We start from the raw sequence: 22,583 nt of genomic DNA on the forward strand, positions 1-22,583 counted from the left end.
TTCAAAAGATCACGCCGGAATACAGGATCACATTGGCGTACGGCGTGCATTCGCCGGTGCGGATCACCGCCTTGGCCTCGCGGCAGCGGCGCTTGAACTCCTCGTGCGGCGCGTATTCCACCGCCACGCCGTGCGCGGCCATATCGTTGGCCAGCACTTCCACCGCCGGGCTGTGCTGCAGGCATTCGGAGGCGAACAAGGCCCGCTCCGCCTTGAAGTCCGCCAGGATGGAGTCCAACACGCTGGGAAACTCCGGCACGCCCAGGCGCAGGCTCAGGTCTATGCATTCGACGCCGGGCGGAATCGGCAGGCCGCAATCGGCGATCACCAGACTATCGGTGTGGCCCATGCCGGCCAATACCCGCGCGATGTCGCGGTTCAGATGTCCCAGCCGCTTCATGCCTGTTCCTTCAGCATCTGTTGCAGCGCGGCCAGCGACGGCATGCCGCTCTGCGCGCCGGATCGCGTCACCGACAGCGCAGCCGCGGCGCAGGCCAAGGCCATCGCCGCCTCCAGGCCCTGCGGCCAGAACGCGGCCAAGGCGCCGTTGAAGGTGTCGCCGGCGCCGGTGGTGTCCACCGCGGACACCACAAAGCCGGCTTGATGATGCAGGCTGCCGTCGGCGCGGCAGAAATAAGCGCCGTCCTTGCCGCGCGTCATCGCCACCCGTCCCGGCAGTTTGCGCATCAGCGTTTGCCAATCGCCCTGCTCGTCCAGCGCCTGCGCCAGCTCGTGTTCGTTCGGCGTCAACAAGGCGGTCCGTTCCAGCAGGCTGGACGGCAAGGGGCGGGCCGGCGCCGGATTCAGCAAAAAGGGCTTGCCGTGGCGTTGCGCCAGCTCGGCCGCGCGCTCCACCGTGGCCAGCGGCACCTCCATCTGCGCCAGCACCACGTCGGCGTCGCGGAAGGCTTGTTCGTCCTGATCCAGATGCTCCGGCAGCAACTGATGGTTGGCGCCGGGCACCACCACGATGGCGTTGTCGCCTTCGGCCAGGGTAATCGTCGCCAGCCCGGTGGCCACGTCCGCCTCGCGCAAGCGGCCGATGTCCACGCCCTCGGCCCGCAAGGTCTCCTTGAGCTGGGAGCCGAACATATCGCGGCCCACGCAACCCAACAAACTCACCTGCGCGCCCAGGCGCGCGGCGGCCACCGCCTGATTGGCGCCCTTGCCGCCCGGATAGGACGCAAAGCGCTTGCCAAACAAGGTTTCACCCAGCCGTGGATAGCGCTCCGCTTCCACCACCAGATCCATATTGACACTGCCCACCACCAGGACCCGGGTCATAATTTCCTCATCGTGATCAAACGACGCCGCGGCCAGCCCGGCGGCGCCAATTGCTAAAACGTAATCAGCTGACGCTTTATAGCAGAGCCGCCCACGCGCCGGAAGCGATAAACTCAATCTGTTCAGCAAATGCAACAGTCCGCGCCAAGCCCTTCGGCGGCGCTTGACGCCGGGCGAGCTTCAATGTAGCGGCAAAACTACAGACGGGCCGCGCCGCCCGGACGCAAAAAAAGCTCCCCTGGGGGAGCTTTCTTTTTCCTGCCGCCGCGGGGCCTGTGGCCTACCCGCGTCCGCGTCTTACTCGTCCAGCACCGCGGAGGTGTAGACGTCCTGGACATCGTCCAGGTCTTCCAACGCGTCCAGCAGCTTCTGCATGCGCGCGGCGTCGTCGCCGGACAGTTCGGTCTCGTTCTGCGGCTTCATCGTCACTTCGCCCATCTCCGCCTTGAAGCCCTTGGCTTCCAGCGCGTCCTTGACGTCGGAGAACTCGTACGGACCGGTGATCACTTCGATGGAGCCGTCGTCATTGGCGACCACGTCCTCCGCCCCGCTTTCCAGCGCGGCCTCCATCAAGGCGTCCTCGTCCACGCCCGGCGCGAACACCAGATAGCCGCAATGGCTGAACTGGAAGGACACGCAGCCGTCGGTGCCCATATTGCCGCCGTACTTGGAGAAAGCGTGGCGCACGTCGGCCACGGTGCGGGTCTTGTTGTCGGTCAGACAGTCCACCATCACCGCCGCACCGCCGATGCCGTAGCCCTCGTAGCGGCATTCCACGTAATCGACGCCGTCCAGCTGGCCGGTGCCGCGCTTGATCGCGTTCTCGATATTGTCCTTGGGCATGGACTCGGCCTTGGCCTTGTCCACCGCCAGGCGCAGGCGCGGGTTCATATTGGTGTCCCCGCCGCCCATCTTGGCCGCAACGGTGATTTCCTTGATCAAGCGGGTAAAGATCTTGCCACGTTTGGCATCCTGACGACCTTTGCGGTGCTGGATGTTAGCCCATTTACTGTGACCTGCCATAGTTGCCTCTGTCTGTTGTCCGGTCCACTGCGGACCTTTCAGTCAAAATTGGCGCTTATTTTAGCAGAACTTGAATCTGGACAGGAATGGCGGCCGCCTACTTGGCCTTGAGCATGGCCAGCATCATCTCGAAACCGGCCTGGTACATCTGCTCCAGCACCGGCACCATCATCGGCAAAGTCAGATAGATGCTGATGAAACCTATCATCAGGGTCAGCGGAAAACCGAAAGTGAAGATGTTGAACTGCGGCGCGGCGCGGGTCATCACCCCGATCGCCAGGTTGGTGATCAGCAGCGCCGCGATCACCGGCATGGCCAGCCAGACGCCCCACTCGATCAGATGGCCGCCCCACAGGGCCAGCGCCTTGATGCCCTGGTCCGGCATGCTCATGCCTATCGGCAGCACCCGGTAGCTTTCCACCAGGGTGGACAACACCACCTGGTGGCCGTCGAAGGCCAGAAACAATAGAAAGGTGAACAGGGTCAGCAGCTGCGACACCACCGGCACCTGGGCCGAGTGCATCGGGTCGAAGAACATGGCGAAACCCAGACCGGTTTGCGAGCCCATGATGAAGCCGGCCACTTCCACCGCGGAAATCACGATGCGCATGACGAAGCCCATCGCCAGGCCGATCAACAACTGCTGCAACAGGATGGCGATGCCCTCGGCCGACACCAGCGGCACCGCGGGCAGCGGCGGCAGCAAGGGCGCCAGCATCACGGTGAGGATCAGCGCGAAGCCGGCCTTGAAACGGCGCGGCACGCCGCGATAGGCGAACACCGGCTCCACCAGCAGCAGGCCGACGATGCGCGCGAACGGCCAGACGAACATGGCCACCAGCGCGTTGATCTGCGCGTCGGAAATGCTCAGCATCAGCCGATCACGTGCGGAATGCTCTGGAACAGCCGCGTGGTGTACTCGATCAGCGTGTTCAACATCCACGGCCCGGCCAGCACCAGCACCAGGAACATCGCCAGCAGCTTGGGAATGAAGGTCAGCGTCATCTCGTTGATCTGAGTCGCCGCCTGCAGCACGCTGACCAGCAGGCCCACCAGCAGCGACACCAGCAACACCGGCGCCGCGACGATGATCAGGATGTACAGCGCGTTCTGCACGATATTGATGATCAGCTCCGGACTCATGCCGCCCGCTCCTCGCCTAAAACGCCGGGCCCAACCCGGCGACGTTTCCAGTCACAAGCCATCATGCCGCCTCAGCCAGTATAGAAGCTCTGCACCAGCGAGCCCATCAGCAAGGTCCAGCCGTCCACCAGCACGAACAGCATCAGCTTGAACGGCAGCGAGATGGTCACCGGCGACACCATCATCATGCCCATGGCCATCAGGATGCTGGCCACCACCAGATCGATGATCAGGAAGGGAATGAACACCATGAAGCCGATCTGAAACGCGGTTTTCAGCTCGCTGATCACATAGGCCGGCACCAGGGTCTTCATCGACACGTCGGCCTTGGTTTGCGGCTTTTCCGATTGGGAAATCTCGATGAAGAAGGCCAGATCCTTCTCCCGGGTCTGGCGCAGCATGAAGGCCTTCATCGGCTTGCTGGCCTCGTCCACCGCCTGTTGCAGCGTGATCTTGTCGTCGGAGAACGGCACCCAGGCCTTGGCGTAGACCTGATCGAAGGTCGGCCCCATCACGAACAGGGTCAGAAACAGCGACAAGCCGACGATCACCTGGTTGGGCGGCGACTGCATGGTGCCCATCGCCTGGCGCAGCAAGGACATCACGATGATGATGCGGGTAAAGGCCGTCATCATCAGCATCATCGCCGGGATGAAGGTCAGCCCGGTCATGAACAGCAACATCTGCAGGCTGAGGGAGTAATTCTGCCCGCCGCCGGCCGCCGGCGTGCTGCTCATCATCGGCAGGCCGCCGGCCGCGTCCGCGATCAAGGGCGTCGCCAGCAAGGCCAAGGCGCCGTATCGGAGACAGCGCTTCATCGCGGCCCCGCCTTGTCCTTGCGGTTCTTGTCCATCGCCGCCTTCAACCAGCGCGCAAACGGCTCCGCCGCCGGCGCGACCTCGGTTTCCGCGCCTTCCGGCCGCGGCAGCTTGCTCAGCAGATTGACTTGCTGCGGCGTCACGCCCAGCACCAGCCACTCGCCCTCCAGCTCCACGATCACCACGCGCTCCTTGGGCCCCACCATGGTGCCGCTCACCACCTTCAGGCGGTTGGACGCGCCCAGCATGCCGCCGGACAGCCGTTTGAACAGCCAGGCCATGCCGACGATGGCGCCCAGCACCACTGCCAGGCCGAACAAAACCTGCAGCAAACTCATGAACGGCGACGGCGCGGCCGCCGGCGGCGCGGCGGTGGCCGCGGCGGCCAGACTGGACGCCGCCAAATAAAAAGCGCCCTGCACTGCACGGCGCGTCATCGCAAACATGGCTGACCTCGTCATTTTTGCAGGCGGCGAATGCGCTCCGCGGGCGTGATGATATCGGTCAGCCGGATGCCGAACTTGTCGTTGACCACCACCACCTCGCCCTGGGCGATCAGGCAGCCGTTGACCAGCACGTCCATCGGCTCGCCCGCCATGCCGTCCAGTTCCACCACCGAGCCCTGCGCCAATTGCAGCAGGTTGCGGATGGCGATCTTGGTGCGCCCCAGTTCCACGGTCAATTGCACCGGGATGTCCAGAATCATGTCCAGATTCTGCGGCACGCCGGCGCCGGACGTGCTCGCGCCCAGCTCCTGGAACAGGTTCTGCGCCGGCACCGCCTCGGGAGCCGCGTCCACCACTTCCTGCTCGGCCATCGCGGCCGCCCAGTCGTCCATCGATATCTCTTCCTCGCCGCCGGCCCCGCCGGCGGCTGCCGCGGCGGCGGCCGCTTCGGCCTCCATCTGCGCGGCTTGCAATTCTTCTTCGCTCATTACTCTTTATCCCCCAGAGGCTCGTGAAAATCATTCGCGCCGGCCAACACTTGCTCCACCTTCAGCGCATAGCGCCCCTGCACGGTGCCGTAGCTGGCTTCGAACACCGGAATGCCCGACACATCGGCCTCCACCCGTTCCGGAATCTCCAGCATCACCACGTCGCCGTTCTTCAAATTCAGAATCTGACCCAAGGTCACCTTGGTCTGGCCCAAGGTCGCCACCAGCTCCACTTCCGCCGCCTGCACCTGATGCGTCATCAGGTTGACCCAGCGGTTGTCCACCTCGGTGCGGTCCGCCTGCATGGTGCTGGACAGCATGTCGCGGATGGGCTCCACCATCGAATACGGCAGACAGATATGGAAATCGCCGCCTCCGGCGCCCAGTTCGATATGGAAGGTCATCGCCACCACCACCTCGGTGGGCGTGGCGATGTTGGCGAACTGGGTGTTCATTTCGGAGCGCAGGTAGACGAACTCGATCGGGTGCACCGGCTCCCAGGCCTTCTGGCATTCGACGAACACCACGTCCAGCAAACGGCGGATGATGCGCTGCTCGGTGGGGGTGAAGTCGCGTCCTTCCACCCGCACATGGTAGCGCCCGTCGCTGCCGAACAGATTATCGACGATCAGGAAGACCAGATCCGGGTCGAAAATCAGCAGGCCGGTGCCGCGCAAAGGCTTGACGTGCACCAGGTTGAGGTTGGTGGGCACCACCAGGTTGCGGATGAACTCGCTGTACTTCTGCACCCGCACCGGCCCAACCGAGATTTCCGCGTTGCGGCGGATGAAGTTGAACAGGCCGATGCGCAGATTGCGCGCGAAACGCTCGTTGATGATTTCCAGCGTCGGCATCCGGCCGCGCACAATACGCTCTTGCCGGCCGATATCATAGCCGCGGACGCCCTGCGCGTCCCCGCCGCCGCTGTCATCCTCATCCTCCCCGGAGACGCCCCTGAGTAGGGCATCTACCTCTTCCTGGGAAAGAATATCGTCGCCCATGCCGCTTACTGCTTCTGGATGATGAAGGAGGTGAAGAGCACGCTTTCCACCGGCTGCTCCTCGCCGGCGTCCATCGACTCATTGATGATCTGCTTGACCTGGGCTTTCAGCCGCACCTTGCCGTCCGGCGTCGCCAGCTCGACCGCGGACTTGGACGACAGCAGCAGGATCAGCGCGCTGCGAATCTTGGGCGCGTAATCGGTGAATTTCTTTTTGGCTTCCTCGTCGGCCAGCTCCGCCTGCATGTCCACTTGCAGCAAGGAGCCGTCGTTGCCGGCCAGATTCACCACGAAAGTGTCCAGCTTTTCAAAGATCGGCGGACCTTCTTTTTTCTTCTTGGGTTTTTCCTTGGTCTGCTCGGCATGTTCGCCGGCCGCCGCCGGTTTATTCATATTAGTGAACATGTAAGCGGCCAAGCCCCCCACCGCGGCCAACACCAGAACCAGCAACACAATGACGATCAGCATCAATTTGCCGCCGCCCCCTGCTTTTTTCTCTGCTTTTTCCGCTTTTTTATCTTCTGCCATATACCTGCCCTGTTCACTGGGTGTTCATAGTGAAATCTTAAACGATTTCTTCACTATATTTTCTAATTTTAGATGCCAATTGAACAGGGGAGATTATCACAAATGATCAGGCGAAAATGCTGAGAATGCCTCGAGCGGCCTTGATGCTGCTCAATGCATCCATCGGCTCGGGCTCGGCGCTCTCGTTCTCGCGCTGCGATTGTCCGCGCTGAAACGCCTGCTGTTGCTGTCCGGATTGTCCGCTGGACACTTGCGCGTCGGTCAGCTGAATGCCGCCGGCGGCCAACATGGAAGACAGACGGTGCATATTGTTTTCCAGCGCTTCGCGCGTGGCCGGCACCGCCGCGGCGAACAATACCTGGGCCTGGTCGTTGCCGTTCATCTTCAGCGTCACCTCGATCGGCCCCAATTGCGGCGGATTCAGCTGGATCTGCGCCTTGTCGGCCTTGAGGCTGACCATGCCCATCACCTGCTCGCTCATCGCCTTGGCCCAATTGGGATCGGTCACCGGCTGCTGCACGGTGAACACCGGCGTGGGCGCCGTTTGCTTGACCGCCAGCTGTTCATGCCCCTGGAGCGGCAAAAACTGCGGCAGGACCTTGCCGTCTTCCGGCAAATTTTGCTGCGCCTGCAGGGGCAGGTTGCGGGTCTTGCCAAGAGCGGCGGGCAGGGTCGCGGCGACGTCCGGCTTGAGATCCACCGGCTTGGCGCCGGTCGGCAAGTCGCCGCTGGCCCGCGGCGCGGTCATCGCCTGCTGCTGGACGGGCTGCTGCGCGGCGGCCATCAGCGGCATGCCCGGCAAGGGCGTCGCCTGCGCCTGGCCGTCGTCGCCCTTGGCCGGCTTATCCTTGTCCAGGCCTGCGTCCGCCAGCGGATCGGCGTTGGCGCCCGGCAGGAAGGAGCTGCCCAGGGCGCTCATCTGCAGACCCAGCAGGCTGGCGAACAGGTCGCCGGCGCCGGTATCGCCGGCAGTGGCCAGATTGCCGCCCGGCATATTGGCTTTGCCGCCGACCGGATTGGCCGCGGCTGCGTTCACAGGTGTCGTCATGGCCGACTCTCTACAAGTAAGACGCAGACAATAAAGCAACTAGCGTGCCAAGCGCCGGCCTTTGAGCAAGACCTTATTCCTCGCCGTGGGTGCTGTCCCAGAAACGCCGGGTGGCGAATTCGTCGCTGGCCTTTTGCTGCAGCCGCGCCTCGCGCACGGCGGCGCGCTCCTGCTCCCGCTGCAGCAGTTTTTCATAGGCCTTGAGCTTTTTGTATTCATGCTGCCAGGCCTGACGCTCCAGCAAGAAACGCTGGGTGCAGCGCTCCACCTCGCCCTGCTGTTGCACCATGGCCTCGTCCAGACGGGCGAGAAAACGCTGAAAATCCTGATACTGCAAAGCGCTGATGCCCTGAGCGCCGCGGCTGGTCAGCCGTTGCCGGTACTCGCCGCGAAACGCGTCCAGCTGCTCCTGACGCGAACGGGCGTCCGCCAGACGGCCTTGCGCCAGCCGCATGCGTTCGGCGGCGGCCTTCTGCTTGTCCTCGGCCAAGCGAATCAACAACAGGTATTTGCTCTCCGCCACGGCTCAGCCTCAGGACAACACGCCCTGCAATTGTTCGCAGCTGGACGGAAAATCCTGCGACTCATGCATAGGCTGGGTCAGAAAACCGACCATGGGCAGCTGACGCCGCATCGCCTCGTCCAATACCGGATCCGAGCCGGGCACATAGGCGCCGACGCTGATCAGATCGCGGTTGCGCTGATAGCGCGAATACAGCTGCTTGAATTGCCGGGCCAAAGCCATCTGCGACTGCGGCACCACGTCCACCATCACCCGGCTGATGGACTGCTCGATGTCGATGGACGGATAGTGGCCGGATTCTGCCAGTTCGCGCGACAGCACGAAGTGGCCGTCCAGAATGGCGCGCGCCGAGTCCGCGATCGGATCCTGCTGATCGTCGCCCTCGGACAGCACCGTGTAGAAGCCGGTGATGGAGCCGCCGCCCTCGGCGGCGTTGCCGGCGCGCTCGATCAATTGCGGCAGACGCGCGAACACCGACGGCGGATAGCCCTTGGTCACCGGCGGCTCGCCGATGGCCAGCGCGATCTCGCGTTGCGCCATCGCGTAACGGGTCACCGAGTCCATCAGCAGCAATACGTCCAGGCCCTGGGCGCGGAAATACTCGGCCAGCGCGGTGGCGTAGGCGGCACCGTGCAACCGCATCAGCGGCGGCATGTCCGCCGGCGCGGCCACCACCACCGAGCGGGCGATGCCCTCGTCGCCGAGAATGTTTTCGATGAAATCCTTGACCTCGCGGCCGCGCTCGCCGATCAGGCCCACCACCACCACGTCGGCCTTGGTGAAGCGCGCCATCATGCCCAGCAACACCGATTTGCCCACGCCGGAGCCGGCGAACAGGCCCAGACGCTGACCGCGCCCCACCGTCAACAGGCCGTTGATGGCGCGCACGCCGACATCCAGCACATCGCGCACCGGCGATCGGTCCAGCGGGTTCATCGGCTGGCTGTGCAAGGGAAACCAGGCGTCGGGATGAATGTCGCCCTTGCCGTCCAGCGGCCGGCCCAGCGAGTCCAGCACCCGGCCCAACAGGCTGAGCCCCACCGGCACCATGCGGCCGGACGCGCCGTCGCCGGCGGCCTGGGCCCGGGTCTTGCCGAATTGCGGCGGGTGCTGCGGCGTCAGCGGCATCACCGGCGTGCCCGGCAGCAAGCCATGCACATTGCTCAGCGGCATCAGAAAGACTTTGTCGCCGGAAAAGCCCACCACCTCGGCTTCCACCAGGCGCTTATCCGCCAGGGCCACCTGGCAGGCGCTGCCCACCGGCAGCTTGAGGCCCACCGCTTCCATTACCATGCCGGTGACGCGGACCAGCTTGCCGCAGGGCTGCCACAGCTTGGCGGCGCGCGCGCTGTCCGCGCAATCGCGCAGCCAGGCGCGCTGGCGCTCAATCAGCGGCGGGCTCATCGTCCATTCCCAAGGCTTTGCGCATGGCGGCGATGCGGGTGTTCATGGTCAGATCCAGCCGCAACGCCGCGGTGTCTATCACGCAGCCACCGCGCTCCACTTCCGGATCCTCTATCCATTGCCACTGGGTTTCCGGCGTCTCCTGAGCCAGAAACTCCCGCGCCACGGCCAGATCCGCCGGGTTCAAGCGCAGCCGCGCCTGAGCCAGCGTGGCCGGCAAGTCCTCCAGCGCCTCGCGCAGCAACTCCTGAATCAACAAAGGATTCTGCCGCGCCAGCCCATGGCTCAACTGGCCGGCGAGCTCCAGCGCCAGCGCCAGCCAGTCCGCCGACAATTCGGTTTCAAAACGGGAAATATCTTGCGCCAGCCCTGCCGCCAGCGCTTGCAGCGGCTGCCAGGCCGCGGCGAAGCGGGCCTCCTGCTCGGCGCGCACCTCGGCCAGACCCTGCTCGCGCCCGGCGGTCAAACCTTCTTGATAACCGGCGGCGCGGCCGGCTTCCTCCCCGGCCTCATGACCGGATTGCCAGGCTTCCTGATGGATGGCTTCCAGCTCCGCCGCGGTGGGATAACCGCTGACCGCGCGCTCGTTTTCGGCCCCGCCGGTTTCCGCTTCGGGCTCGGTCGGGGCCGGCTCGGCGGCGGACTCCGCCTGCGCCTGCTCCTGCTGGCGGCGGCGCTGCTGCGCCAGCTCCATCAGTTGCACCGGCGTCAGTCTCTGGGTCAGGCCGTCCAGCGCGTTGGGACTCCAACTGCTCCAGCCCTCCAGCTCCTCGCCGGGGATGATGGGATTACTCGACGAGGCCTTCATCACCGCCCTTGCTGCCTAGCACGATCTGGCCGTCGTCGGCGAGCTTGCGCACCACCTTGAGGATTTCCTTCTGCTCGGCCTCCACTTCGGACAGCTTGACTGGGCCCTTGGACTCCAGGTCGTCGCGCAACATTTCCGCGGCCCGCTGCGACATATTGCGGAAGATTTTGTCCTTGAGCTCGGCGCTGGTGCCTTTGAGCGCGATGACCAGAGAATCGGACTGCACTTCGCGCAGAATCGTCTGGATCGAACGGTCGTCGATTTCCAGGATGTTCTCGAACACGAACATCTTGTCCTGAATGCGCTGAGCCAGCTCCGGGTCGTACTCGCGGATGTAATTGAGCGCGGCGGCCTCGACGTTGGAGCCCATGAAGTTGAGGATTTCCGCGGTCAGGCCAATGCCGCCGGCCGCGCTCTTCTTGATGCGGTCGGAACCGGACAAGAGCTGGGTCAGCACGTCGTTCAGTTCGCGCAGCGCCTGCGGCTGCACGCCCTCCAGCGTGGCGGTCCGGATCAGCACTTCGTTGCGCATCCGCTCCGGGAAGAAGGACAGAATGGAGCTGGACAGATCCGGCTCCAGATGCACCAGGATGGTGGCGATGATCTGCGGGTGTTCGTTGCGGATCAGGTCCGCGGCGGAAGAAGGGTCCATCCACTTCAGGCTTTCGATGCCGCTGTGGTCGTTGCCCTGCATGATCTTGTCCAGCAGGTTGGCCGCCTTGTCCGGTCCTAGCGCCTCGATCAGCACATTGCGCAGGTATTCGTCGGACGCGCCGATGCTGGCGCGCGCCGCGCACTCGCCCTTGAATTCGCTGACCACCTCGTCGATCTGTTCGTAGCTCAGATTATTGATCGCCGCCATCGCCAGTGAAATTTTCTGCACTTCCTTGGGACCGAGGTATTTGAACACCTCCACCGCCTCGGCCTGTCCCAGGCTGAACAGCAACACCGCGCTTTTGCGCACTCCGTTCTCACTCATCGGCGCTTATCCATTCCTTGATGATCTGGGCCGCCATGCGCGGATCGGATTTCACCATTTCACGCACCGCTTCCAGATTGGTGGTGTATTGCCGCATCTGCGCTTCGCGCGGATCGCCGCCGCCCGCGGCGCCGCCGGCGTGACCGGCCGCGCCCTCCTCGCCCTCTTCTCCGGCCACGCCCAGCAGGCGGCCGCCCGCGGCGGCGGCCTGCGCCGCGGCCTCTTCTTCGCTGCCCTTGGCCGGCGCCGGTGGCTTGACCAGATCGCGCATGATGGGCCGCACCACGCCGAACAGCAGGTAGAGCACCGCGATGGTCAGCAGGCCGTATTTGATCAGGCTGGAGCCGTTGCTGGCCACGTAGTCGGTGACTTTTTCCTGCAGCGTCGCCGGCACTTCGGCGTCGGCGAAGGCGGCGTTGACCACGTTCAGGGTGTCGCCGCGCTGGGTGTTGAAGCCCATCGCCTCCTTGACCAGATTATTGATCTGCTGAACCTCCTGCGGGGTCAGCGGCGTCGGCTTCATTTCGCCGTTCTTGTCCGGCATGCGCCGGTAATTAACCACCACGGCGGCGGACAGGCGCTTGACGCCGCCCTGCGGCATCTTGGTGTGCTGGATGGTCTTGTCGACTTCGTAATTGGTGGTGATGTCGCGTTGCAGCGTGCCGGACGCGCCCATGGTCTGGCCGGACAGCGTGGCGGTGCCCGGCGCGGCGCCCGGCGGCAAGGTGATCGGAGCGGAGGCGGCCGACGGCGGCTGATTGGACAAGGCCCCCGGCACGCCGGACGGCAACGCCGCGCCGTTGTTCAGCTTTTCACTGATCTGCTGGCTGCGGGTGGAGGACGGATTGGGGCTGGAATTGGGCTTGAAGGTTTCCGAGGTCTGCTCCACCTCGGCGAAATCGACGCTGGCGGTGACCTGGGCGCGAGAATTTCCCTTGCCGAAGATCGGCTCCAGGATATCTTCGATGCGCTTGACGTAGCCCTCTTCCACCTGGCGCACATAGCCCAGCTGGCGCTGATCCAGGCCTGAGTTCTCGTCCGGCCCGTTCTGTTTGGACAGCAAATTGCCGTCCTGATCGACGATGGTGACGTTCTTGACCGGCAGATTGGGCACCGAGCTGGACACCAGGTGCAAAATGCCGGCGATCTGCCCGGCGTCCAGCATGCGGCCGCGGAACAGGCTCAGCATCACCGAGGCGGTGGGCTGCTGCTGTTCGCGCACGAAGACGCTTTGCTTGGGAATGGCGATATGGACGCGGGCGGTCTCCACCGAACCCACCGCTTCAATGGTGCGCGCCAGCTCGCCCTCGATGGCGCGCTGGTAATTGACTTGCTCGGCAAACTGGCTGATGCCGAACTTCTGATTGTCCATCAGTTCGAAACCGACGCCGCCGGCCTTGGGCAGGCCTTGCGCCGCCAGTTTCAGGCGCGCGTCGTAGACCTTGTCCGAGGGCACGGAGATGGTGCCGCCCTCGCCCAACTGATACGGCACGTTCATCTGCTGCAGCGAAGCGGCCACCTGCCCGCCGTCGCGGTCGGAGATATTGGAGAACAGGACTTTATAGCTGGGCGTGCGGTTCAACACCACCGCGCCCACGATAACAGCGAAAATGGCGGCTACCGCCGCGAGGAACAGGACTTTTTTATTGTTGGGAAGCGCTTTGAAGCGATCGGACGCTTCATTCATGCGGCTTCGCCAAACGGGCGTAGCGTTTTCTTCTGCCAGGTCAGCCATACAGTGGTTTTAGGTTCGAGCCCACCGCCGCCGGCTGGTCGGGTCCGGCAGCGCTAGACTTGGGTATTCATGATTTCCTGATAGGCGGTGACCAGCTTGTTGCGCGCCTGAACCATGGTCTGGAACGACAGGCTGGCTTTCTGCAGCGACACCATCACGTCCTGCAGGTTGACCCCCTCGTCACCCAATTCAAATTGCTTCTGCATCTCCTGCGAAGTCTGCTGCGCCGAATTCACCTGCTCCAAGGTGGACTTTAGCACAGCGGAGAAGTCCACCTGGGACGCTTCCGGGGCCGTAGCGGCGGGCTTGCCCGCGGCCAGGGCCGAGGCGGTGCGCAGCTCGCCCAACAGTTGATCGATATTTGGCACTGACATGGTTACTCCAAGCCATTTCCATCTGGAACCTCCTGACATCCGTCGGCTGCGTCTTCATCACGGTAACGCTGCAATTTATAGCGCAAGGTGCGCTCGCTGATGCCCAGTTTTTCCGCGGCCAGCTTCTTGACGCCGCCCACTGCGGTCAAGGTTTCCAGAATATGGCGTTTCTCTAGCGTTTTCATGTCGGTTTCATCCGACACGGAATAGTCTTTTTCAGACGCTGTCCGGGTAACCTGAGCCGCGCCGGAGTCGTGATCCAGCAGCAGGTCGGCGGCAAAAATTTCCGCCCCGGCGGCAAGAATCACCGCCCGCTGCACCACATTCTCCAGTTCGCGGATGTTACCCTCCCAACTATAGGCCGTCAAATGACGTTCCGCATCCTCGGACAGGATCAGATTGCCTCTTCCGGCGGCCTCTGCGTACTTTTTAAGCATGATTCGTGCCAGCGGCAGAATATCGTCGCGCCGCTCGGCCAGCGCGGGGATGCGCATCGGGAACACGTTCAAACGGAAATACAGGTCCTCGCGAAATTGCCCCGCGTCCACCGCGGCCTGCAAATCGCGGTTGGACGTGGCCAGCACGCGGATGTCCAGCTTCAGGGTGCGCGTGCCGCCGACGCGCTCCACTTCCCGCTCCTGCAGCACGCGCAGCAGCTTGGCCTGCAGCGACAACGGCATCTCGGTGACTTCGTCCAGCAGGATGGTGCCGCCCTGCGCCTGTTCGAACTTGCCCGGCAAGGCCTGGGCCGCGCCGGTGAACGCGCCGCGCTCATGACCGAACAAGGTGGACTCCAGCAGGTTTTCCGGGATCGCCGCGCAGTTGACCGCGACGAAAGGCCCTTCGCAGCGCTTGGAGTGCCGATGGATGTAACGCGCCAGCACTTCCTTGCCCACGCCGCTGGGGCCGGAGATCATCACGCTGACGTCGCTGCCGGCCACGCGGCCGGCCAGCGCGAACAGCTGCCGCATCGCGGCGGACTCGGCCACCACCTCGCCGCTCGTCTCGCTGGGCATGCGCAGCAAATGCTTTTCCACTTCGGCGATCAGGCTGGCCGGCTCGAAAGGCTTGAGCAAGTAATGCGCGGCGCCCGCGCGCAGCAGTTCAATCGCCCTTTCGATGACGCCGTAGGCGGTCATCAGGATGAAGGGCACGCCGGGATAGCGTTTTTTCGCTTCCTCGAACAACGCGTAGCCGTCCATCGGCGCCATCTGGGCGTCGGATACGATCAGCCCCACCGGGGCTTCTTTCAATTTGGCCAGGGCCGCGGCGCCGTCGCCGGCCTCCAAGGTGGGATAACCGGCCAGGCTTAGGGTGTCGACGATGGCTTCGCGCAGGTCCGCGTCGTCTTCCACCACCAGAATAGGGAGATACTTCATGTCTTCTTGTTCTATCAGAGGGTTAAGCCGAGCCGCCGGCTTGTTGTTGCTTTTGCGTGGCCAGCACCGACAAACGCGTGGCGATGCTTTCCAAGGCCAGCACTTCGTGCGCGCCGCCCATGGCGATGGCCTCCTTGGGCATGCCGAACACCACGCAGCTGGCTTCGTCCTGGGCGATGTTCCAGGCGCCGGCCTGCTTGAGCTCCAGCATGCCGCTGGCGCCGTCCCGCCCCATGCCGGTCAGGATCACGCCGATGCAGTTCTTGCCCACCAGATTGGCGGCGGAGCGGAACAGCACGTCCACGGACGGGCGATGCCGGTTGACCGGCGGCCCGGCGTGCAGGCCGATGGCGTAGCCTATGGTGGGCGCCGGCTTGATCAGCAGATGGGAATGGCCGGGCGCAATGTAGACGGTGCCGTTTTGCAGCCGTTCATTGTCCTCGGCTTCCTTCACCGTCAGCTTGCACAAGGTGTTCAGACGCGTGGCGAAGGAATGGGTGAACATCTCCGGCATATGCTGGGTGATCAGGATGGGCGGCATCGAGACCGGCAGCGCGGTCAGCAAGGTGCGCAGCGCCTCCGTGCCGCCGGTGGAAGAGCCGATGACGATCACCGCCTGGCTGGCCAAGGGCACTTTGCCGGCCTGCTTGGGCAAGATAATGTCGGCGTTGTGGCTGGGCACTACGTCCAGCGGCTTCTTGGCCGCGTTTCCCCTCGTCAGCTGCCCCATACGCGTCCTTGGCTTTCTCTGGTTATTGTAAAAACAGCCCGCGCGCGCGGCGCCGCCGCGTCAAACGGCTTCATGGCGCCGGCTCCGTTTCGGCGTCCGCGATGCGGGCCAGCCAGGCGTCGCAAGCCGCCTCCACCAGATCCAGCACGGTGTCGAAACCGCCTGCTCCGCCGTAATAGGGATCGGGCACGTCGCGGGCGGCGCCGGACAGCGGCTCCAGCAGCAAATGCAGCTTGCTCCGATAGGATGGCGGACATTGGGTATTTAACAAAGCCAAATTTTGCCGGTCGGCCGCCAAAATCCAGTCGAAACGCTCGAAATCGCGCGCCTCCACCTGTCTTGCCCGCAAATCGGACAGGTCGTAGCCGCGACGCAGCGCCGCCTGACAGGTGCGCCGGTCCGGCGCTTCGCCGACATGGTAGCCGTGCGTGCCCGCCGACTCCACTTCAATCCGCGCCTCCAGGCCCGCGCGCTTCAGCTTGGCGCGCATCACCCCTTCCGCCGTTGGCGACCGGCAGATGTTTCCCATGCAAACAAATAAAATGGACAAGCAATCGTTCTGGCTCATGGACGGCTTCGGCTCTCTATTTTTATTCAGTATGGGATTCAGGCACCCACTCGCCCCGATCTTATCACTTCCGCCGCCGGCTACGCGCCCGCGAGAAAGGCGCCGGCTATTTTCCCTCCGCCCCCGCGGCTAACGCAGCGCCGGCAAATCCATGCCGGCCAGATAGCCGGCCGCGATGCAGGCGCTGCGCGTCGAGTCGAACAGCAGGCCCACTCTTTCCGCCTCGTCGGCCAAGCCCTCCTCCGCCGCCAGCGCCAAGCGCTCCAGCCCGGCGCAGGATCCGCCCAGCGCGCTGAAGCCCAGGGTCAGCGCGGCCCCCTTCAGATTGTGCGAATGGCGCCGCACCTGATCGCGCTGACCTGCCAGCGCGGCGGCCAGCAGTTCGTCGACCCGGCCCACCTTGCCGGCGAAGAATTGCGCCACCAGCTCCCGGTATTTTTCCAGGGTCAGCATTTCGGTCATTTTTTCGATCATCGCCACGTCCAGCAAGGCCGGCAGCAAGGTGGGCTCGGCGTTCGGCTCCCGCGCCGGCCCATTGCCGAACTGACGCTCCAGCATGGCGTGAAACTCCGTCACATGCAGCGGTTTGGCCAGGAAATCGTCTAGGCCGCCGGCCAGAGCCTTGTCCCGCGTTTCCGCGAGGACGTCCGCCGTCAACGCGACGATCTTCATCCCCGGCGTCATCGCGCGCTCGCGCAAATGCCCGGTCGCCTCGATGCCGTCCATCGCCGGCATGTGCAAGTCCATCAAGACCAAATCGAAGGGCTGCCGGGCGGCCGCCTCCACGGCTTCCGCGCCGTCCTGGATCACGGTGACCAGATGCCCTTGCTTTTGCAGCATCGCCTGCATGTATTTGCGATTGATCGGATTGTCGTCCACCACCAGGACGCGCAGCTGACGCTCCAGCCCCGCCGGGTCCGCTTCCGAGCCCGTCTTGGCCCGGCCCTCCGGCGCGTTCATCGCCTGCAAAGGCAGCGACAGCACGAAGACGCTGCCGGCGCCCAGCGCGCTGTGCACGGTGATGTCGCCACCCATCAGCTGCGCCAGGTTCTGGGAAATCTCCAGCCCCAGGCCGCTGCCGCCGTACTGACGCACGGTGGAGCTGTCGCCCTGGGAGAAACGCTTGAACAAGCGCGCCAGCGTGGCGTCGTCCATGCCGATGCCGGTATCCCGGACCGTGATCCGCAGCACGGCGCCGGCTTCCGCGCCCGATTCCGCGGCCTCCGCCTGTATGGTCACCGCGCCGATCTCGGTGAACTTGATCGCGTTGCTGAGCAGATTGAGCAGGATCTGCCGCAAGCGGGTGGGATCGCACAACACCCATTCGGGCACGTTCAAATCCAGCGCCATGCGCATGGCCAGCCCTTTGGACACCGCTTGTCCGCGCATCAGGCTTTCGCATTGCAGCAGCAGTTGCCGCAGATTGCACACCGTGGGCAGCAGATCGAGCTTGCCCGATTCCAGCTTGCTGGCGTCCAGCACGTCGTTCAACAGGGCCATCAGGTGGCGGGCGGATTCTTCGGCGGTCTTGATGTAATCGGCCTGCACCGGCGTGGGATTGCAATCCCCCAGCAAGGAGAGCATGCCCAGCACGCCGTTGAGCGGGGTGCGGATTTCATGGCTCATATTGGCGAGAAACACGCTTTTCGCCATGCTGCCGGCCTCGGCCTGGACCCGGGCCTGCTCCAGCACGTCGGTCAGTTCCTCCAGTTCGTGGCGCCGGCGTTCCAGTTGCCGCAGCTGCCGCACCACGATGGTGGCGAAGCCCAGGATCAGCGCCCATTCGAAGGCCATCAGCCAATTGCTGACCACGATGTGCTGCTGCATGCTTTTATTGCGCGCGTCCACCTGTTCCGCCATGCGCTGGTTGGCCACCAGCGACAGGTCGTGCAGCGGACCGCTCAGCAAGTCCAGTTCGGTGTCCAGCCGCCGCAGGCCGTCCAGTTCCAGCTCCGCGCCCGATTGGCGGCCGAAATAGGCGTCGGCCTTGCGGATGAAGGCGTCCAGTTTGGGCCGGGCCTGCTGGTATTCCTGGGTGCCGTCCAGCAGGCTGGAATACAGGCCGTGGTCGACCACGCCCACGCGGCTAACGAAGATGTCGTAGCGCTCCTGCAGTTCGGCCCGGTCCTGCTCATGGTTCAGCACATGTTCTATCGTCGTCTGCAGCCGCATCGATTCGGTTTCGAGCTGAAAGTAGGCCCATACGATATTGTCGCCTTCGTAGCGCGCCGCGGTGTTCAGCATGTCCGCCTGCCGCACCTGGATATAGGCCACTCCGGCGAACACGCAGGCCAGCGTCGCCCCGATCAAGATCAGGCTGCGCCAGGCGGAATAGCTTCGCTGCGGCGTCTTCATCGCGCTCAATGCACCTGCAGGGATTTGAGTTGCCAGGCGGAACGGTTGTAATACAGCTCCGAACGCAGCTCTTCTTGCGAATCGTAGGGGTAGACGATGAACAAGGGCCCTTTTTCCCGCACCGGCATCGGTTTGCCGTTCATCTGAGTCGCCAGGATCACGTCGAAGCGGCTGGCGTCGTCAAAGGGGATATCGGTCTTGTAGTCGTTCAGCGCCACCGCTTTCAACAGTTTGCCGTGGGCGCCGGCGGCGGCCAGCACATCGCGCAGCAAGGGCCCCGAAAAGCGGGTCAAGCCCGGGTACCACGGCGTGTGGGTGCTGAAACTGCGCTGAGGCAGTTTGGCCAGCATGGCCATGTCGAAGGCGGCGACGTCGCCCTGGTTTTTTTGGCCGACGTTGCCGCTGATCACCAGCACCGCCTTGCCGGCGGGCTTGGCCAAAGCGTCGACCGCCGCGGCTAAGGGCGCCGCGGCGGCCAGGCCGAGCAGCAACAACAGGATTCCAAGTCGTTTCATGGTTTTCTCGCTTAGGTGTGCGCTGCAATGAATACCCAATCCCGCGCCGACTGCGGCACGCCTCCGCCGCAATTCGCCAGCCACTCGGCGAAGGAGGCCTCGTCCACCGGCGGGGAGATCAGGGAACCTTGGGCCGCCGATACGCCGAATGCCTGGCACAAGCCCCACTCGGCCTCGGAAGCCACGCCCTCGGCCACCACTTTCAAGCCCAACCGGCGGCCCAATTCCACGCTGGCCAGGAAAATGGAGCGGTTGGTGGCGTTGCTCGCGGCGTCGATGACGAAGCCCTTGTCGATTTTCAATTCGGTGAACGGGATGCGCGCCAGCCGGTCCATGCTGGCGAAGCCGGTGCCGAAATCGTCAATCGCCAGGCCGGCGCCTTTCAGACGCAAGCGCGTCATGATTTCCAGCGCCGAGGCCGGGTCCGCCATCACGCCGCTTTCCGTGACCTCGAACGTCACCCGGGACATCTCAAGATCGGCTTCGTTCGCAATCGCGACCAAAGCAGCCACCAGGCTGGAGTCCTTCAGGGATTGCATGGAAAGATTGACCGACATGTCCAGACGCTGCCGCCCGTCCAGGCGTTTGAGCGCTTGCGACGCGTCCGCGAACAAACGCTTGGTCATCTGCGTGATCAGGCCGCTTTGTTCCGCCAGTTCGATGAACTGCAACGGCCCGAGCAAGCCCAGCTGCGGATGCAGCCAGCGCGCCAGCACTTCCACGCTCAACACCCGGCCGCTGGCCACATCCACCTGCGGCTGAAAAAACGGCACCACCTCGCCGCGCTCTATGCCCAGGCGCAGTTCCTCGCTGTTGATCCGTTCCAAAGGCAGGCACACCGCCTCCCCGGGCGCGACGGGCGCGGCCAGCATCGCCAGCAATTGCTCCGGATCCACCGGCTTGGGCAAGACGCCGCACAAACGCAGCGCGTACATTCGCGCCAGATCCGCCACGCTGTCCAGCACTCTTTCGTCGAAACCGCTGGTGATCAGCAATTTGCCGCAATAAGCCCTCTCGCCCAAATGACGCACGAACTCGACGCCGTCCATGCGCGGCATGTCCAGATCGCAAAAAATCAGATCAAAGGCCCGGTCGCCGGCGTCCAGCTGCATCAGCGCGTCCAGGCCGTCGACCGCCTCGGAAATCTTGCCCATGCCCAGCTGCCGCAATACCGCGGTCAGGAATTGCCGGGACACGGCTTCGTCGTCAACCACCAAGATTTGCGGCATCGTCTCCCCCATCTAGCCCATCTCGTGCTGGCTGTTTTCACTATCGACGCCGGCTGCGAGCTTCCGCGACCGCGCCCCGCCGCGCTGTGCTTGGCCGCGCGGCGGTCCGGATCTCGTTTTTGCCCCTGTAGTATCTAAATAGCCCGCCGCCTTCGTCTTTTCCAGCCGGCGCGGCTCGGCGAGCTCAGCCGCCCCAGGCGGCCGGCCGTGCCGCGGCGGCCAGTTCCTCGCGCATTTCCAGCGCCAGCTGCCACACTTTCCGCGCCAGCGGCGACAAGGAACGGTTGGGCCGTTTGATCAAGACGATGCGGCGCCTCTCCACCGGCAGCAAGGGCAATACGCTCAAGCCGCCGCCGGCGGGCGGCGGCATGGCCAGTCCCGGCGCGACGCTGAGGCCCAGGCCGGCCGCCACCATGCGGAACACCGACTGCGAGTGCCCCAATTGCTGCGCCACTTCGCAGGCCAGGCCGTGCCGGGCCAGCACGTCGTCTATCAGCCGGCGGCTGCCCGAGCTGTGGTCCAGCAAGACCAGCGGCTGGCCGTCCAGTTGCGACCAATGCGCCGCGTCCTGGCCGGCCAAGGCGTGGTCGCTGCGGCACACCAGCCAGAAGTCGTCTTCCAGCAGGGGCTCGCTGTCCAGCGCCGCTGCCGCGTCGGGCTCCACCACCAGGCCGAAATCCACCTGTCCGCCCGTGACCGCGTCTATGTTCAGGCGCTGCACCTGGTCGTGCAACACCAGCTTCAGCTGCGGATAGCGCTGCCGGCACCGCGCGATCAACAAAGGCATCAGGCTGGCCGACAAGGTGGGGCTGCTGGCGACCCGCACCACGCCGTGCGCCTGCGCGCCCTCCATCCGGGCTTCGCCCAGCGCGTCCTGCAGCGCCTCCAGCACCCGCGTCAGCTTTCCCTGCAAACGACGAGCCGCGGCGGTGGGCTCCACCTCGCGCGTGGTGCGGTCGAACAAGCGCAGATCCAGAGCCTGTTCCAGCTCCCGCACCGCGCGGCTGACCGCCGGCTGGGTCAGGCCCAGCGCGTCGCCGGCGCGGCTGAAGCCGCCCAGCTCGATCACGGCCTGGAACACTCGCAGTTGGCGCAAAGTCACATTCATATCAATTACTCATCAATTGATCAGATAAATGCATTTGTATTCTCAATTGAGCTGCGGTTCAATAGCGGCATCCCTTGCCATCGCCGCATCGCCCCATGCCCAAACTACTCGACGCCTTCACGCTGTCCCTGCTCGCCACCGTCGCGCTGGCCACCGCGCTGCCCTGCTCCGGCGATGTCGCCGCCGCCTTCAACCTCGTCACCAATCTGGCGATTGCGCTGTTGTTCTTTCTGCACGGCGCCAAATTGTCGCGCGAGGCGGTGCTGGCCGGCGCCGCGCATTGGCGGCTGCACCTCGTGGTGCTGAGCTGCACCTTCCTGCTCTTCCCCGCGCTCGGCCTGGCCTTGCGGCCCGTCTTGCAGCCCCTGCTGACGCCGGAACTCTATCTCGGCGTTCTCTATCTGTGCATGCTGCCTTCCACCGTGCAATCGTCCATCGCCTTCACCTCCATGGCGCAAGGCAATGTGCCGGCCGCCATTTGCAGCGCCACCGCTTCCAACATCCTGGGCATCTTCATCACGCCGCTCCTGGTCAGCCTGCTGGTGGTCAAGCACCACGGCGCCGGCCAGGACTGGGGGCCGGTGCTGGACATCGTGATGCAGTTGCTGCTGCCCTTCATCGCCGGCCAGATCGCCCGTCGCTGGATAGGCGGTTGGGTGGACCGCAACAAGGGCTTGCTGCGCTATGTCGATCAGGGCTCCATTCTGCTGGTGGTCTATACCGCCTTCAGCGCCGCGGTGATCAGCGGTCTATGGCGACAAACGCCGCCGCAGGCGCTGGCCGCGCTGCTGCTGGTCAATCTGGTCTTGCTGGGCCTGCTGCTGGCCATCACCCTCTTGCTGAGCCGCAAGCTGGGCTTCTCTCGCGCGGACCAGATCACCATCGTGTTCTGCGGCTCCAAGAAAAGCCTGGCCAGCGGCGTGCCCATGGCCAAGGTGCTGTTCGCCGCGCCGGCGCTGGGTTCCATCGTGCTGCCGCTGATGCTGTTCCACCAGATCCAGCTGATGGCCTGCGCGGCCTTGGCGCAGCGCTACCGCCGCCGGCACGTGGAGGACGCGCGCTGAAAAGACGACGCCCCGCTCGGAATCGAGCGGGGCG

Annotated in this window: 25 protein-coding genes; 1 reads left to right on the forward strand and 24 read right to left on the reverse strand. The window is 64.3% G+C overall.

The window, feature by feature from the left end:
• Position 1: 1 nt before the first annotated feature.
• The 24 genes from rbsD to ACODRW_RS12220 all read right to left on the reverse strand — a co-directional run bounded on the left by rbsD (position 2) and on the right by ACODRW_RS12220 (position 21,485).
• Positions 2–400 (reverse strand): D-ribose pyranase, encoded by a 399-nt coding sequence (gene rbsD / locus ACODRW_RS12105; RefSeq protein WP_107799654.1) that lies wholly within the window; start codon positions 398–400, stop codon positions 2–4.
• Complete coding sequence (locus tag ACODRW_RS12110; RefSeq protein WP_486635373.1) at positions 397–1,284, reverse strand: ribokinase; 888 nt, start codon at positions 1,282–1,284, stop codon at positions 397–399. The genes rbsD and ACODRW_RS12110 overlap by 4 nt, the downstream gene beginning before the upstream one ends.
• Positions 1,285–1,581: 297 nt before the next feature.
• Positions 1,582–2,307, reverse strand: a complete 726-nt coding sequence (locus ACODRW_RS12115) for a YebC/PmpR family DNA-binding transcriptional regulator (protein ID WP_107799656.1) — start codon at positions 2,305–2,307, stop codon at positions 1,582–1,584.
• Between the two features lie 97 nt (positions 2,308–2,404).
• Positions 2,405–3,181 carry a flagellar biosynthetic protein FliR gene (gene fliR / locus ACODRW_RS12120; protein ID WP_107799657.1) on the reverse strand — a complete coding sequence of 259 codons (777 nt, stop codon included), beginning with the start codon at positions 3,179–3,181 and terminating at the stop codon, positions 2,405–2,407.
• Positions 3,181–3,450: a flagellar biosynthesis protein FliQ gene (gene fliQ, locus ACODRW_RS12125; RefSeq protein ID WP_019099986.1), complete on the reverse strand. Its 270-nt coding sequence runs from the start codon at positions 3,448–3,450 to the stop codon at positions 3,181–3,183. Before fliQ ends, fliR begins: the two co-directional genes overlap by 1 nt.
• Before the next feature lie 71 nt (positions 3,451–3,521).
• A complete protein-coding gene (gene fliP / locus ACODRW_RS12130; protein ID WP_107799658.1) occupies positions 3,522–4,268 on the reverse strand; it encodes a flagellar type III secretion system pore protein FliP in 747 nt (248 codons plus the stop codon).
• On the reverse strand, positions 4,265–4,714 hold the full coding sequence (gene fliO / locus ACODRW_RS12135; protein ID WP_235088183.1) for a flagellar biosynthetic protein FliO: 450 nt from the start codon (positions 4,712–4,714) through the stop codon (positions 4,265–4,267). Before fliO ends, fliP begins: the two co-directional genes overlap by 4 nt.
• An 11-nt stretch (positions 4,715–4,725) precedes the next feature.
• On the reverse strand, positions 4,726–5,106 hold the full coding sequence (gene fliN, locus ACODRW_RS12140; RefSeq protein ID WP_197083027.1) for a flagellar motor switch protein FliN: 381 nt from the start codon (positions 5,104–5,106) through the stop codon (positions 4,726–4,728).
• 95 nt (positions 5,107–5,201) lie between these two features.
• Positions 5,202–6,203 carry a flagellar motor switch protein FliM gene (fliM, locus tag ACODRW_RS12145; RefSeq protein WP_048413985.1) on the reverse strand — a complete coding sequence of 334 codons (1,002 nt, stop codon included), beginning with the start codon at positions 6,201–6,203 and terminating at the stop codon, positions 5,202–5,204.
• Between the two features lie 5 nt (positions 6,204–6,208).
• Positions 6,209–6,730, reverse strand: a complete 522-nt coding sequence (locus ACODRW_RS12150) for a flagellar basal body-associated FliL family protein (RefSeq protein WP_048410216.1) — start codon at positions 6,728–6,730, stop codon at positions 6,209–6,211.
• 106 nt (positions 6,731–6,836) lie between these two features.
• A complete protein-coding gene (locus ACODRW_RS12155) occupies positions 6,837–7,778 on the reverse strand; it encodes a flagellar hook-length control protein FliK (protein ID WP_235088181.1) in 942 nt (313 codons plus the stop codon).
• Between the two features lie 73 nt (positions 7,779–7,851).
• Positions 7,852–8,301, reverse strand: coding sequence for a flagellar export protein FliJ (gene fliJ / locus ACODRW_RS12160; RefSeq protein ID WP_107799662.1), 450 nt, complete (start codon positions 8,299–8,301; stop codon positions 7,852–7,854).
• Positions 8,302–8,310: 9 nt separating this feature from the next.
• Entirely contained in the window at positions 8,311–9,705 is a 1,395-nt protein-coding gene (gene fliI / locus ACODRW_RS12165) for a flagellar protein export ATPase FliI (RefSeq protein ID WP_227107860.1), read from the reverse strand.
• The gene (locus ACODRW_RS12170) at positions 9,686–10,513 is read right to left on the reverse strand and encodes a flagellar assembly protein FliH (protein WP_488905844.1); all 828 of its coding nucleotides are present in this window, start codon (positions 10,511–10,513) and stop codon (positions 9,686–9,688) included. The genes fliI and ACODRW_RS12170 overlap by 20 nt, the downstream gene beginning before the upstream one ends.
• Complete coding sequence (gene fliG, locus ACODRW_RS12175) at positions 10,494–11,492, reverse strand: flagellar motor switch protein FliG (RefSeq protein ID WP_048413990.1); 999 nt, start codon at positions 11,490–11,492, stop codon at positions 10,494–10,496. The genes ACODRW_RS12170 and fliG overlap by 20 nt, the downstream gene beginning before the upstream one ends.
• Positions 11,485–13,179, reverse strand: coding sequence for a flagellar basal-body MS-ring/collar protein FliF (gene fliF, locus ACODRW_RS12180; protein WP_227107856.1), 1,695 nt, complete (start codon positions 13,177–13,179; stop codon positions 11,485–11,487). The genes fliG and fliF overlap by 8 nt, the downstream gene beginning before the upstream one ends.
• A gap of 101 nt (positions 13,180–13,280) precedes the next feature.
• Positions 13,281–13,601: a flagellar hook-basal body complex protein FliE gene (fliE, locus tag ACODRW_RS12185; protein WP_019099998.1), complete on the reverse strand. Its 321-nt coding sequence runs from the start codon at positions 13,599–13,601 to the stop codon at positions 13,281–13,283.
• 2 nt (positions 13,602–13,603) lie between these two features.
• Positions 13,604–14,980, reverse strand: a complete 1,377-nt coding sequence (locus ACODRW_RS12190) for a sigma-54-dependent transcriptional regulator (RefSeq protein WP_107799666.1) — start codon at positions 14,978–14,980, stop codon at positions 13,604–13,606.
• Between the two features lie 22 nt (positions 14,981–15,002).
• Positions 15,003–15,710 carry a chemotaxis protein CheB gene (locus ACODRW_RS12195; protein WP_107799667.1) on the reverse strand — a complete coding sequence of 236 codons (708 nt, stop codon included), beginning with the start codon at positions 15,708–15,710 and terminating at the stop codon, positions 15,003–15,005.
• A gap of 70 nt (positions 15,711–15,780) precedes the next feature.
• On the reverse strand, positions 15,781–16,278 hold the full coding sequence (locus tag ACODRW_RS12200; protein ID WP_488905845.1) for a low molecular weight protein-tyrosine-phosphatase: 498 nt from the start codon (positions 16,276–16,278) through the stop codon (positions 15,781–15,783).
• Between the two features lie 129 nt (positions 16,279–16,407).
• Positions 16,408–18,633, reverse strand: a complete 2,226-nt coding sequence (locus ACODRW_RS12205) for an ATP-binding protein (RefSeq protein WP_227108577.1) — start codon at positions 18,631–18,633, stop codon at positions 16,408–16,410.
• A gap of 5 nt (positions 18,634–18,638) precedes the next feature.
• Complete coding sequence (locus ACODRW_RS12210; protein ID WP_107799669.1) at positions 18,639–19,148, reverse strand: putative pterin-binding protein; 510 nt, start codon at positions 19,146–19,148, stop codon at positions 18,639–18,641.
• 11 nt (positions 19,149–19,159) lie between these two features.
• Positions 19,160–20,377, reverse strand: a complete 1,218-nt coding sequence (locus ACODRW_RS12215; protein ID WP_253314449.1) for an EAL domain-containing response regulator — start codon at positions 20,375–20,377, stop codon at positions 19,160–19,162.
• A gap of 184 nt (positions 20,378–20,561) precedes the next feature.
• Positions 20,562–21,485, reverse strand: a complete 924-nt coding sequence (locus ACODRW_RS12220; RefSeq protein WP_488905846.1) for a LysR family transcriptional regulator — start codon at positions 21,483–21,485, stop codon at positions 20,562–20,564.
• Between the two features lie 95 nt (positions 21,486–21,580).
• Here ACODRW_RS12220 and ACODRW_RS12225 point away from each other — a divergent pair, with 95 nt between their 5' ends.
• Positions 21,581–22,549 carry a bile acid:sodium symporter family protein gene (locus ACODRW_RS12225; protein WP_488905847.1) on the forward strand — a complete coding sequence of 323 codons (969 nt, stop codon included), beginning with the start codon at positions 21,581–21,583 and terminating at the stop codon, positions 22,547–22,549.
• Positions 22,550–22,583: the final 34 nt, after the last annotated feature.

The organism is Chromobacterium sp. FG89, from assembly GCF_057808735.1.